This is a genomic window from Streptomyces griseorubiginosus, assembly GCF_001514195.1.
Taxonomy (GTDB): domain Bacteria; phylum Actinomycetota; class Actinomycetes; order Streptomycetales; family Streptomycetaceae; genus Streptomyces; species Streptomyces griseorubiginosus.
The window spans coordinates 1,162,497-1,174,395 of sequence record NZ_KQ948734.1; the positions used below are offsets into that span (position 1 = coordinate 1,162,497).

General features: G+C 74.5%; 13 protein-coding genes. 6 read left to right on the forward strand and 7 right to left on the reverse strand.

All coding sequences use genetic code 11. The features are described 5' to 3' along the window. The first annotated feature begins 42 nt into the window (after positions 1-42). From AQJ54_RS05205 to AQJ54_RS05230, 6 genes are read left to right on the forward strand one after another with little or no spacing between them, the layout of a single operon-like run. The gene (locus tag AQJ54_RS05205) at positions 43-1,311 is read left to right on the forward strand and encodes an NAD(P)/FAD-dependent oxidoreductase (RefSeq protein ID WP_062234295.1); all 1,269 of its coding nucleotides are present in this window, start codon (positions 43-45) and stop codon (positions 1,309-1,311) included. Further along, on the forward strand, positions 1,308-2,039 hold the full coding sequence (locus AQJ54_RS05210) for a DUF1365 domain-containing protein (protein ID WP_062234298.1): 732 nt from the start codon (positions 1,308-1,310) through the stop codon (positions 2,037-2,039). The genes AQJ54_RS05205 and AQJ54_RS05210 overlap by 4 nt, the downstream gene beginning before the upstream one ends. Then, positions 2,036-3,286, forward strand: a complete 1,251-nt coding sequence (locus tag AQJ54_RS05215) for an SAM-dependent methyltransferase (RefSeq protein WP_062234301.1) — start codon at positions 2,036-2,038, stop codon at positions 3,284-3,286. Before AQJ54_RS05210 ends, AQJ54_RS05215 begins: the two co-directional genes overlap by 4 nt. Beyond that, on the forward strand, positions 3,283-4,578 hold the full coding sequence (locus tag AQJ54_RS05220; protein ID WP_062234304.1) for an SAM-dependent methyltransferase: 1,296 nt from the start codon (positions 3,283-3,285) through the stop codon (positions 4,576-4,578). Before AQJ54_RS05215 ends, AQJ54_RS05220 begins: the two co-directional genes overlap by 4 nt. Next, a complete protein-coding gene (locus AQJ54_RS05225; protein ID WP_062234307.1) occupies positions 4,575-5,396 on the forward strand; it encodes a DUF1295 domain-containing protein in 822 nt (273 codons plus the stop codon). The genes AQJ54_RS05220 and AQJ54_RS05225 overlap by 4 nt, the downstream gene beginning before the upstream one ends. A 58-nt stretch (positions 5,397-5,454) precedes the next feature. Beyond that, complete coding sequence (locus tag AQJ54_RS05230; RefSeq protein WP_062234310.1) at positions 5,455-6,165, forward strand: alpha/beta hydrolase; 711 nt, start codon at positions 5,455-5,457, stop codon at positions 6,163-6,165. Here AQJ54_RS05230 and AQJ54_RS05235 read toward each other — a convergent pair. The 7 genes from AQJ54_RS05235 to AQJ54_RS05260 form a co-directional block, all read right to left on the reverse strand. After that, positions 6,135-7,037: a YihY/virulence factor BrkB family protein gene (locus AQJ54_RS05235; protein ID WP_063806400.1), complete on the reverse strand. Its 903-nt coding sequence runs from the start codon at positions 7,035-7,037 to the stop codon at positions 6,135-6,137. The two genes, AQJ54_RS05230 and AQJ54_RS05235, sit on opposite strands and share 31 nt — an antisense overlap. Before the next feature lie 16 nt (positions 7,038-7,053). Further along, a complete protein-coding gene (locus tag AQJ54_RS05240; protein WP_062234316.1) occupies positions 7,054-7,623 on the reverse strand; it encodes a hypothetical protein in 570 nt (189 codons plus the stop codon). Continuing rightward, positions 7,623-8,609, reverse strand: a complete 987-nt coding sequence (locus AQJ54_RS05245) for a DUF6286 domain-containing Asp23/Gls24 family envelope stress response protein (RefSeq protein WP_062234319.1) — start codon at positions 8,607-8,609, stop codon at positions 7,623-7,625. The genes AQJ54_RS05240 and AQJ54_RS05245 overlap by 1 nt, the downstream gene beginning before the upstream one ends. Continuing rightward, complete coding sequence (locus AQJ54_RS45560; RefSeq protein WP_132837562.1) at positions 8,606-8,791, reverse strand: hypothetical protein; 186 nt, start codon at positions 8,789-8,791, stop codon at positions 8,606-8,608. The genes AQJ54_RS05245 and AQJ54_RS45560 overlap by 4 nt, the downstream gene beginning before the upstream one ends. Before the next feature lie 56 nt (positions 8,792-8,847). Next, positions 8,848-9,375 carry an Asp23/Gls24 family envelope stress response protein gene (locus AQJ54_RS05250; protein WP_062234322.1) on the reverse strand — a complete coding sequence of 176 codons (528 nt, stop codon included), beginning with the start codon at positions 9,373-9,375 and terminating at the stop codon, positions 8,848-8,850. A gap of 131 nt (positions 9,376-9,506) precedes the next feature. Beyond that, a complete protein-coding gene (locus tag AQJ54_RS05255; RefSeq protein WP_062234327.1) occupies positions 9,507-10,172 on the reverse strand; it encodes a fasciclin domain-containing protein in 666 nt (221 codons plus the stop codon). A 66-nt stretch (positions 10,173-10,238) separates the two neighbouring features. Further along, positions 10,239-11,816, reverse strand: a complete 1,578-nt coding sequence (locus AQJ54_RS05260; protein WP_062234329.1) for a molybdopterin-dependent oxidoreductase — start codon at positions 11,814-11,816, stop codon at positions 10,239-10,241. Positions 11,817-11,899: the final 83 nt, after the last annotated feature.

An 11,899-nucleotide genomic window follows, 5' to 3' on the forward strand; every position in this document is an offset into this window, starting at 1 on the left:
CGGATTACGCGCGGAGTGATCGCGAGTGCGGGAGGAAAGCGGATGAGGCGGACGGCCGTCGTGGGCTCCGGGGTGGCGGGGCTGACCGCTGCGTACATCCTGGGGCGGACGCGACACGTCGTGCTCTACGAGGCCGACGACCGGCTCGGCGGGCACGCGCACACGCATGAGGTGACGTCGTCGTACGACGGGCGGGTGCACCGGGTGGACTCCGGGTTCATCGTGCACAACCGCCGCACCTACCCCCACCTGCTGCGGCTCTTCGACGAACTCGGCGTCCCCACGCAGGAGTCGGAGATGAGCATGTCGGTCCGCTGCGAGGGCTGCGGACTGGAGTACGCCGGCGCCCGCGGCCCCGCCGGACTCCTCGCCCGGCCCCGCAGCGTCCTCAGCGGGACCTACCTGCGGCTGCTCGCCGAGGTGCCCGCCTTCCACCGGGCCGCCCGCCGGCTGCTGGCCCAAGGGCACCACGGCGACGAACAGGACCTCACCCTGGGGGAGTTCCTGGACCGGGAGGGCTTCTCCGCCTACTTCCGCGCCCACTTCATGACCCCCGTGGTGTCGGCCGTGTGGTCCTGCGACGCCGTCACCGCGCAGCGCTACCCGGCCGCCTACCTGTTCCGCTTCCTGGAGCACCACGGAATGCTGTCGGTGGGCGGTTCGCCGGTGTGGCGCACGGTCACCGGCGGTTCGCGGGAGTACGTCGACCGGATCGCCAAGCAGATCGCCGAGATCCGCACCGGCACCCCGGTCCGGGCCGTGCGCCGCCACACCGACGGCGTCGAAGTGACCGCCGCCGACGGCACCACCGAGTCCTACGACTCCGTGGTCGTCGCGGTCCACCCGGACCAGGCACTGCGCCTGCTCGCCGATCCCACCGAGCGGGAGCGGGAGGTGCTCGGCGCGTTCCGCTACTCGCGCAACACCACCCTGCTGCACACCGACACCCGGCTGCTGCCCCGCGCCCGCGGCGCCCGCGCCTCCTGGAACTACCTCATGCCGTCCTGCACGGCCGGCGCCGACCGCGTCCGGGTCAGCTACGACATGAACCGGCTGCAACGCCTCGACGCCGCCGAGTCGTTCGTCGTCACCCTCGGCGGCGAGGACCGCGTCGACCCGGACCGGGTGCTGGCCCGCATGGTCTACGAACACCCCGTCTACACCCCGGAGTCGGTGGCCGCCCAGCGGCGGCTGCACGAACTGGCCGGTGACGTCTGCGTGTTCGCGGGTGCCTACCACGGCTGGGGGTTCCACGAGGACGGCTGCCGCTCCGGAGTCGAGGCCGCCGCCGCGCTGGGAGCGCGCTGGTGAACGCCGTACCCGCCCTCTACGCCTGCACGATCCGCCATGTGCGGACCACCCCGTGGCGCTACCTGCTGCGCCACCGCACCTACCTGTGGCTCGTCGACCCCGACCGGCCGCCTCGACTGCCGTTCCTCATAAGGCCGTTGGCCCGCTTCGACCCCCGCGACCACTTCACCGGCGACCAACCCACCCTGCGCGCGGGCCTCGACGCCTACCTCGCCGGGCACGGCGTCGACCTGGAGGGCGGGCCGGTGGTGATGCTCACCCACGCCCGGGTCCTCGGGTACGTGTTCAACCCGATCACCCTCTACTGGTGCCACGGCCCCGACGGCGCTCCCCGCTGCGTGGTCGCCGAGGTCCACAACACCTACGGCGGCCGGCACGCCTACCTCCTCCACCCGGACGAGGGCGGGACGGCCCAGGCCGACAAGGAGTTCTACGTCTCACCGTTCCTCCCCGTCGACGGCCGCTACCGCATGCGGCTGCCGCATCCGGGACCGCGGCTCGACCTGACCGTGCACCTGGACCGCGAGGACGGCCGCACCCTGACCGCCACCGTCCACGGCGCCCGGCGCGCGGTGACCGTCCCGAACCTGCTGCGCCTGGCGCTGCGCCACCCCTGGTCCACCCTCGCCGTGTCGGCGGCCATCCGCTTCCACGGCATCCGCCTCCACCTGCGGGGCCTGGCCGTCCAGCCCCGACCCGAGAAGCACACCCCGGAGAACCTGACATGACCACAGTCGCCCACGACGCGCCGGCCGACGCGGCCCGCTGGCCCGACGTCGTCGCCGTGCCCCGCCCCTCCCGGCCCCGGGACACCGTGACCGCCGCGCTCGTCCGCCGGGCCCTGCGCGGACTTCCGCTGCGCGTCCGTCTCGCCGGCTCCGGCGACCTCGGGCTCGGCGGCCCGGTCCTCCAGGTGCACGACCCGGCCGCCTTCCACGCCCGGATCGGCACCGGCGGCCTGGTCGGTTTCGGCGAGTCGTACATGGCCGGCGAGTGGGACGCCCCCGACCTGGTCGCCGCCCTCACCGTGCTGGCCGCGCACGCGGCCGACCTGATCCCGGCCCCGCTGCAACGCCTGCGCGGACTGTGGGCTCCAAGACACCCGCACGAGGAGCGCAACACCCCCGACGGCTCCCGCGCCAACATCAGCCGCCACTACGACCTCTCCAACGACCTGTTCGCCCTCTTCCTCGACGACACCCTCAGCTACTCCTCGGCCGTCTTCCGCGGCTTCCCCGCCGACTGGGACCTCCTGGCGGCCGCCCAGCACCGCAAGATCGACCGCCTGCTCGACCTGGCCGACGTCGGCGCCGGCACCCGGCTGCTGGAGATCGGCACCGGCTGGGGCGAGCTGGCGCTGCGGGCCGCCGCCAGGGGCGCCCGGGTCACCTCGCTCACCCTCTCCGCGGAGCAGCGCTCCCTGGCCCTGGAACGGGTGCGCGCGGCGGGGCTCGAGGACCGCGTCTCGGTCGAGCTGTGCGACTACCGGGAAGCGACCGGGCAGTACGACGCCGTGGTCAGCGTGGAGATGATCGAGGCGGTCGGCGCCGAGTTCTGGCCGGTGTACTTCCGCACGCTCGACGCCCGGCTCGCCCCGGGCGGCCGGGTGGCGCTCCAGGCCATCACCATGCCGCACGCGCGGATGCTCGCCTCCCGGGACACCTTCACCTGGATCCACAAGTACGTCTTCCCCGGCGGCCTCATCCCGTCCACCGAGGCGATCGAGCACACCGCCCGCGACCACACCGCGCTGCGCCTCGCCCGCCGCGACGCCTTCGGCGCCCACTACGCCGAGACGCTGCGCCTGTGGCGGGAGCGGTTCACCGAACGCGCCGACGAGGTCGCCGCCCTCGGCTTCGACGAGACCTTCCGCCGTCTGTGGACCTTCTACCTGGCCTACTCCGAGGCCGGATTCCGCTCCGGCTACCTCGACGTCCAGCAGTACCTGTTCACCAAGGAGAACCCCGCCCGATGAGCACCCTCGCCCGGCCCGGAGCCGCCCCTCTGCTCACCGCCCTCGTCGAGGACACGCTCGGCGGCCCCCTGCCGCTGCGCCTGCGCGCCTGGGACGACAGCGAGGCCGGACCGGCCGACGCACCCGTGGTGGTCCTGCGCTCCCGCCGAGCGCTGCGCCGACTGCTGTGGCAGCCCGGCGAACTGGGCCTCGCACAGGCGTACGTCACCGGTGAGCTCGACGTCGAGGGCGACCTCGCCGAGGGCCTGCGGACGATGTGGGCGGCCCAGCGCGAACGGGGCCTGCGCCCACCGCGGTTGACGTCCGCCGACCGGGCCCGCGCCCTCGTCACCGCCGTACGCCTCGGTGTCGTGGGGCCCCCGCCGCCCGCGCCCGCCTCCCAGGCCCGCCTCCGCGGCGGCCTGCACAGCCGGGCCCGCGACCGAGCCGCGATCAGCCACCACTACGACCTCTCCAACGAGTTCTACGGCCTCCTCCTCGACGAGACCATGGCCTACTCCTGCGGCTACTGGGCGAGCGAGGCGCCCGGCTTCACCGCCGTCGACGCCCAGCGGGCCAAACTGGAGCTGGTCTGCCGCAAGCTGGCCCTGGAGCCCGGCGCCCGGCTGCTGGACATCGGCTGCGGCTGGGGCTCCCTCACCCTGCACGCGGCGCAACGGCACGGAGTCCGGGTCACCGCCGTCACGCTGGCCCGCGAGCAGGCGGCGTACGTGCGCGACCAGGTGCGCGAGCGCGGCCTCACCGAGCGGGTGGAGGTGCTCTGCCAGGACTACCGGGACATCCGGGGCCGCGGGTACGACGCCGTCTCCACGATCGAGATGGGCGAGCACGTCGGCGACGCCGAGTACCCCGCCTTCGCGGCCGCCCTGCATCGACTGGTCCGGCCCCGCGGGCGGGTGCTGGTGCAGCAGATGTCCCGGGGTCCGGGCGCCCCGGGCGGCGGGGCGTTCATCGAGGCGTACATCGCCCCCGACATGCACATGCGGCCCCTCGGCGAGACCGTGGCCCTGCTGGAGGAGGGCGGTCTTGAGGTACGGCACACGGAGTCGCTGCGCGAGCACTACGTCCGCACGATCACCGCCTGGCACCGCACCCTGGAGGAGCGGTGGGACGCGTTCGTACGGCTGGCCGGTGCGGAGACCGCACGGGTCTGGCGGCTCTACCTGGCCGGCGGGGCGCTGGCCTTCGAGGAGGGCCGGATGGGTGTCGACCAGATCCTCGCCGTACGGCCCGGACCCGGCGGCGCGTCCGGCATGGAAGCCACCTCCCACGCCTGGTACGCGGACCTGTGAACGGCTTCCCGTGGAGCGCCTTCGTGACCGGCCTGGCCTGGGCGGCCGCGGCGGCCCTGGCCGTCATGCTCGTCACCTTCGCCGTCGCCTTGCGGCGGGGTGTGCACCGGATCGTCGACGTGGCCTGGGGGATCGGCTTCACCGCCGTGGCCCTCACGACCCTCGCCGCCTCCGCCGGGCACGGCGATCCCGTACGACGGCTGCTGGCGACCGGGCTGACGGCGGCCTGGGGACTGCGCCTGGCGGTGCACATCGCCCGCCGGGGCCGGGGCCACGGCGAGGACCCGCGCTACGCGGCGATGCTCGCGAAGGCACCCGGCAACCGGAACGTCTACGCCCTGCGCATGGTCTACCTGCTCCAGGGCGCCCTGGTCTGGCTGGTGTCGCTGCCGGTGCAGGCGGCGCAGTACGTGCCCGGCCGGCCGTCGCCCCTGGCCTGGGCCGGAGTCGCGCTGTGGACGGTCGGGGTGTGCTTCGAGGCGGTCGGCGACGCCCAGCTCGCCCGGTTCAAGGCCGATCCCGCCCGGCGCGGCCGGATCATGGACCGGGGGCTGTGGGCGTGGACCCGGCACCCCAACTACTTCGGTGACTTCTGCGTCTGGTGGGGCCTGTTCCTGCTGGTCCCCGACACCCCGGCGGCGGCCGCCGCGACCCTGGTGTCGCCGGTGGTGATGAGCCTGCTGCTCACCCGGGGCAGCGGAAAGCGGCTGCTGGAAAGACACATGGCCGACCGGCCCGGCTACGCCGAGTACCGGGCCCGCACCAGCGGCTTCTTCCCCCGGCCTCCGAAGCGGGCCGCGGGACGGGGGCGACGGTGACGGTCCGGGCGGGGCAGGATGCACGAGTGCGACCCACGGCGACAAGGAGCCCCTGATCGTGCCGCACGACGACATCGACACCTCTGCCCGGACCACGCCCGCCCTGCTGCCCCGACGGTGTCCGCCCCGGCCCCGGGCCGCCGTCCTCGTCCTGCACGGCGGACAGGAGACGAGCGAGCACCCCACCCACCCCCGGCAGCTCGCCGCCCTGCGGATGGACCCGATCCTGCGGGCGGTGACCGCCGCGCTGCCCCACCAGGACGTCCTGGTCGCCCGGGTCCGCTACCGCCTGCGCGGCTGGAACGGCACCCGCGCCGACGCCGGGCGGGACACCCTGCGGGCCCTGGACGAGCTCACCGCGCTGGCCGGGCCCGTGCCCACCGTGCTGCTCGGCCACTCCATGGGCGGCCGGGCCGCCCTGCACGCCGCCGGACACCCCCAGGTCACCGGCGTGTGCGCCCTCGCGCCGTGGTGGCCGACGGGCGAGCCGGTCGGCCAGACGGCGGGCCGGCGGATCGTCGCCCTGCACGGCGCACGGGACCGCGTCACCTCGCCCGCCGCGACGGCCGACTGCGTCCACCGCGCCCAGGCCACCGCCGCGCGGGCCGGGATGGCCGTCATCGCCGGCGGCGACCACGCGATGCTGCGCCACCACCGCCTCTGGCACCGCACCACCGCGGCCGTCGTCGCCCACCTCCTGGACCCCGCAGCCGTACCGGACCCGCTGCCCCAGGAGTGCTACGGGACGGGCGACTTCCCGGTGCTCTGAGCAGTGCTCCGAGCGGTGCTCCGGTCACGCGGTGCGAGTTCGGCGGCGAACTGGGCGCCCGTGAGCAGGGCGAGGTTGGACAGCCACAGCCACACCAGGAAGACGACGACACCGGCGAGGGAGCCGTACAGCCTGCTGTAGGCGCCCAGCGTGCCGGCGTACGCCGAGAAGCCGGCGGAGACCGTCAGCCACAGGGCGGCCGCCAGCACCCCGCCGGGCAGACTGCGCTCGCGGCGGCGGGCCGCGGTGGGGCCGGTGTGGAAGAGGATCACGACCAGCAGGGCGACCAGGCACAGCAGCACCGGCCAGCGCAGCAGGCGCCACGCCCAGGCCGCCGTGGTGTCCAGGCCGAGGGTCCGGCCGACGGCCTCCGCCAGCGGTCCCGTCAGCAGCAGCGTGAGCGAGCCGACCAGCAGCAGGCCGAGCAGCCCGAACGCGGTGAGCAGGATCCGGTGCGCCTTGCGCCACGGGGAGCGCCGGTCCTCGACCCGGTGCATGCGGTGCAGGGCGCGGCGGAAGACGGCGAGGTAACTGGAGGCGGACCACAGGGCACTGGCCGATCCCGCCGCGAGCAGCGGCCACGCCGTCCGGTCGGCGCCGAGCACCCGGCTGAGCACGGCGTGCAGCGAGGCCCCGGAGTCGGCGGGCGCGTAGGCCGTCACATGGGTGACGAACTCCTCGGCGGTGTCCGGGCTGATCATGCCGAACGCCAGCACGGTGACCAGCATCGCGGGCAGCACCGCCAGGATCGCGTAGTACGTCAGGGCCGCCGCGTAGTCCGAGATGTCGTCGTCCCACAGCGAGACCGGGGTGCGGCGCAGCGCGGGCCACCAGCCGGCGGGCGGGCGCGGCACCCGGCCGATCCGGCGCAGCCGGCCGGCCCATGCCTCAGTGGACACGGGACCTCCGGCGCGAGGGCGTGCTCAGCCGGATCCGGGTGTACGCGGTGTACGGGGCGGTCGCCCGCTCGGCCTCGGCGGTCACGGCGTGCAGCGAGGGCAGCACGGCGTCCGGGGGAGTGCCCGGGTGCAGCCAGACCCGCAGGCCGACGTCCAGACGCCGTCGGCGGCGGGGCAGGACGCGGGCCCGGGCGCGGGCGACGCCGGGCACCGTGGCGGCGCGGGCGGTCAGTGCCTCGGCGAGGGCACGGGGGCGGACCGTGCCGCCGGGGGAGGGCAGGGCCAGGTGCCGGGCCGGGCCCGGACGCAGCTGTGCGAGGCAGACGTAGGCGAGGAGCACGGTCAGGAGGATCGCCGTGGCCAGGACGGTGGGGGTCCACCAGTCCTCGGCCCGCAGGCGTGCCAGGCGGGTCCGGGTCGGCCACAGGGCGCCGGTGTCCGCGGCCGGCCACCAGGACGGCGCCCGGTTCGCGAGGGCGAGCCATGCGCCCACGAGGAGCAGGGCGAGCCCGGAGGCGGCGAGGACGGCTCGGTTGACGGTCGTACGGGCGCGGGCCATCACCGGTCACCTTCCGGACGGCCGGACGTGGCAGCGACGGGTTCCGGCGTCTCCTGCCCCGCGGCGACGGGTTCCGACGCCTCCCGCCCCGGGCCGAGCGGCGGGCGCCAGACCGGTTCGGGGACGACCCTCACCCGCAGCCGGGGCGTCCGGCGCAGGCCGCACGCGGTGAGGGCGGCTCGGGCCGCGGAGGTGACGGCGTCCCGGGTGGCCGCGCGATCGCCGAAGCAGAGCCCGGCCCGCACGGTCACGCGACCGGTCCGTGCCCGCACCCGTACCGCGCCGACTCCCGCCACGTCCCCCACCGCCTCGCGGACCAGGGACTCCACCGCGGAGCGGTCCACCGCCGCGTCCACCCGGGCCGCGGGGACCCGCAGCGTGGACTGACGGCGACGGCCGGGCGTCACGGCGAGCAGGATCAGCCAGACACCCAGCAGGGCGACCGCCGCGCCGGCGGCGACGACGGCCGGGTCGCCGGGCGCGTGACCGGACAGCCAGTGCAGCGCGGACCTGCGCCAGGCGGCCGCCGCCCGGTGCGCGGTGTGCACCCGGACCAGGTCGAGGGCGAGCGCACCCCAGCACACGGCGGCCACCGCGGAGAGCAGGGCCACCGGCACCCGGCGCTGGGACCACCAACGGCGGGGCGTACGGCCCCCGTCGTGCTCCGGGGCCGGAGGGACTGGCACCCGGGGCACGCTGAGCGAGGTGACCGCGAGCCGGGTGGCCGCCACGTCCAGGCCCGTCAACTGCCCGGTCCGCTCGACCACATGGCGCCGGACGTCCCGCACGGTGTCGGCGAGGGGCGCCGGGTAGGGCAGTGTCACCGCAAGGGACAGCTCCGCCCTCCTGCCGTGCACGGAGGCCGTGCTCCCGGTCGCCCGGACGCCGTCCCCATGCGGCAGGGACTCGGCGGCCGCCCGCCCGGCGATCCTGCGGACCGCGCGCTCGGAGACGGTGGTGGTGCCCCGCTCGGCCGCGGCGGTCATCGGCGGCTCCGCTCGAACGCGTCCCGTACGTCGCGGACGCTGCCGCCGCCCTCGATCCACCGGCCCAGGGCCCAGCCCAGGCCACCGAGCGCGGCCACGAGCAGGAAGGCGCCGAACCCGCCGAAGAACCCGGCGAACGCCAGAGCCATGCCCGCGGCCATTCCCACCACTGGTGTGTTCACGTCCCTCTGCCTCTCACCCCGTGTCGGTCCCCGTCTGCTCCGGTGCCCGCCCGCCGTCACTCCACGCGGGAGCCGGTGCTGTTCTCGGACTCGTCCTCGTCGGGCAGGTGGACGTCGTTGACGGTGATGTTCACCTCGACCACCTCCAGGCCGGTGATCCGCTCCACCGCGTCGATCACGTTCTCGCGGACGTCCCGGGCCACGTCCATGACGGAGACGCCGTACTCGACGACCAGGTCCAGGTCGACGGCCGTCTGCCGTTCCCCGACCTCGACCTTGACGCCGCGTCCGACGTTGGCGCGGCCACCGGGCACCCGGTCGCGTACGGCGCCGATGGTGCGGGAGAGGCCGCCGCCCATGTCGTGCACGCCCGGGATCTCCCGGGCCGCGATGCCCGCCACCTTCACGACGACGACATCGGCGATCGACGTCCGGCCCCGGTCGGGCGCGGGCTGGTCGGCCCCGGTCGCGCCACCGGAGACGGCCGTGGTGCGGGGCTGCCTGCCGGTCTGCGGGTCCTTGGCAGCGAGGGCGGTCTGCGGGGTGGACAGGTCCTTGGCGGCGGGCGTGGTCTGCGTGGTCATCGCGGGATCCTCTCGCTCGGTTCTCGATGGGCTCTCACTTCTTTCGACCCGGCACGGACGCGGTTGTGACGCGGGTCCGTGAACGCGTCGGTGGGGTGCCACAGGTGTGACACCCCACCGACGACGCCCCGTCAGCTGGTCGGCATGAGGACGCTGTCGATGATGTAGACGTTGGCGTTGGCGGTCTTGACGTTGCCGCAGACGACCTTCGCGGAGTCGTTGACGGTGTAGGACTCACCGGAGCCGGAGGTGGTGAGCTTCGACTTCTCCAGCGTGGCGAAGGAGCCGTTCTCCAGGTCCTCGGGAGTGAGCTTCTGGCCGACGACGTGGTAGGTGAGGATCTTCGTGAGCTGGGCCTTGTCGTTGAGGACCTTGTCCAGGGTGGCCTTGGGGATCTTCGCGAAGGCGTCGTTGGTCGGCGCGAACACGGTGATGTCCTGGGCGTTGTTGAGGGTGTCGACCAGCCCGGCCTTCTTGACCGCTGCCACCAGCGTGGACAGCGCCGGGTTGTTGGAGGCGGCGGTGGCGACCGGGTCCTGGGCCATGCCGTCGAAGGAACCGGCACCGCTCTTGGGCACCGCGGAACAGGCCGGGCCGAAGGGCTGGTCGGCGGAGGCGGTGCTGCCGGAGCCGGCCATGGCCTCGTCCGAGGGGGAGGCGGAGGCCTCGGTGGACGCCTTGGCGGAGGAGTCGGCCTTCGTGGAGTCGCTGCCGCTGTCGGAGCAGGCGCTGAGGGCGAGCGGCAGGACGGCCGCGGCGGCCACGGTCCCGGCGATACGGCGGATACGGGTGTTCATGGTGTCTCTCCTGTTGGTTGACGCAGCCTGGGCTGCCTCGGCATGGGGAAAAGGTGGTCTGGGGGGTCAGTCGACGGTCACGACCACGGAGTGCCATCCGTCGGCGCCGTCGGGGATCGTGCGGGTGCGTCTGTCGGTCTGGAGCGCGCCGGTGCGGTCGCCGGCCCGGACGGTGAGGGTGTGGCCGCCCTTGGTGGCCTGCCAGGGGAAGGTCCACTGGCGCCAGGTGTCGGTGGTGTCCTCGGCGGCGAGCCGGGCTTCCTGCCAGGGCCCGTCGTCCACGCGGACCTCGACCCTGTCGATGCCGCGGTGCTGGGCCCAGGCGACGCCGGCGACCATGACGGTGCCCGCCGCCGGCCGGGCGAAGGGCTTGGGCGTGTCGATGCGGGACTGTGTCTTCACGGGCGCCCTGCGCGCCCAGCCGCGCTTGACCCAGTAGGGGTCGTAGGCGTCGAAGGTGGTGAGCTCGATGTCCTCGATCCACTTGCAGGCGGACACGAAGCCGTACAGGCCGGGCACCACCATGCGGACCGGGAAGCCGTGCGCGAAGGGCAGCGGTGCGCCGTTCATGCCGAGCGCGAGCAGGGCGTCGCGGCCGTCCATCACGTCCTCGACCGGGCTGCCGATGGTCATGCCGTCCACGGAACGCGCGACCAGCTGGTCGGCCGGGCCGCCTTTCGACGGCGGCCGCACCCCGCACTCGGCGAGCAGATCGGCCAGGCGTACGCCGATCCAGCGGGCGTTGCCCACGTACGGGCCGCCGACCTCGTTGGAGACGCAGGTCAGCGTGATGTCACGCTCGACCAGCGGACGGCCCAGCAGATCGTCGTAGGAGAGCGTGAGCGGGCGGGTCACGCCCTTGCCGTGCACGCGCAGGCGCCAGGTCGTCGCGTTCACCCGGGGCACCACCAGCGCGGTGTCGACACGGTAGAAGTCCGCGGTGGGCGTGACGAACGGGCTGAGTCCGGGGATCCGCGGTCCGGCGCCCTTCGGTACGGCCCGGGCGGGGGACGCGGGAGCGGGGAGCACCGCGTCCCGGCGGGAGGCGACCGCGCCCCGGCCGCCGGCACCCGCCAGGGCCCGGCCCAGCAGACCGGCCCCCGCCGAGGCCACGGCCGCCGTGCTCGCCGCGATCACGAAGCCCCGGCGGTCCCAGTCCCCATCAGGCGGCCCTGACGTGGAAGCGCGGGGTGCGAGGCGGCCCAGGAGCACGTACAGGAGTACGGCCCCGGCGACCGCCCCGGCCACCGAGGGCACCGCGTCCGTCAGGCCGACCGAGTCGGGCCGACGCGTCGCCGCGAGCGCCCCCACGGCCCCGAACAGCAGCACACCGGCAGCGGCGGTACGGCGGAACCGCAGTCCGGCAATTCCGAGGAACACCGCGAAGAGACCGAGAACCGCGAGAATTCCCAGCTGGAGAACCAGTTTGTCGTCGGTGCCGAAATTCCGGATCGCCCAGTCCTTCACCGCGGCGGGCGTGGCGTCGATCGCGGCGCCGCCGACCGCGACCACGGGACCGGACTGCGGGCGCACCGCCCCCGCGCAGGCCTCGGCGACCGCTAGCGCGGCACAGCCGGCCAGCAGACCGCTGAACGCGCCCAGCGGCAGCCGCAGTCGGCAGGATTTCCTCTCGTTCTCGGTCACGTGGGGAATCCGGTCCTGAAATGCCGTCGGATTGGTGGCAGCCCCGATCGGATGAAGTTTCTTTTCCCACCAATCCGCGCCCG

What these genes read in the sequence shown, in the direction of transcription:
- AQJ54_RS05240 (WP_062234316.1), bottom strand. Translation starts at nt 7,623, where the DNA reads ATGGCCCGCGCCCGTACGACCGTCAACCGAGCCGTCCTCGCCGCCTCC.
- AQJ54_RS05245 (WP_062234319.1), bottom strand. Translation starts at nt 8,609, where the DNA reads ATGACCGCCGCGGCCGAGCGGGGCACCACCACCGTCTCCGAGCGCGCG.
- AQJ54_RS05255 (WP_062234327.1), bottom strand. Translation starts at nt 10,172, where the DNA reads ATGAACACCCGTATCCGCCGTATCGCCGGGACCGTGGCCGCCGCGGCC.
- AQJ54_RS05205 (WP_062234295.1), top strand. Translation starts at nt 43, where the DNA reads ATGAGGCGGACGGCCGTCGTGGGCTCCGGGGTGGCGGGGCTGACCGCT.
- AQJ54_RS05215 (WP_062234301.1), top strand. Translation starts at nt 2,036, where the DNA reads ATGACCACAGTCGCCCACGACGCGCCGGCCGACGCGGCCCGCTGGCCC.
- AQJ54_RS05250 (WP_062234322.1), bottom strand. Translation starts at nt 9,375, where the DNA reads ATGACCACGCAGACCACGCCCGCCGCCAAGGACCTGTCCACCCCGCAG.
- AQJ54_RS05220 (WP_062234304.1), top strand. Translation starts at nt 3,283, where the DNA reads ATGAGCACCCTCGCCCGGCCCGGAGCCGCCCCTCTGCTCACCGCCCTC.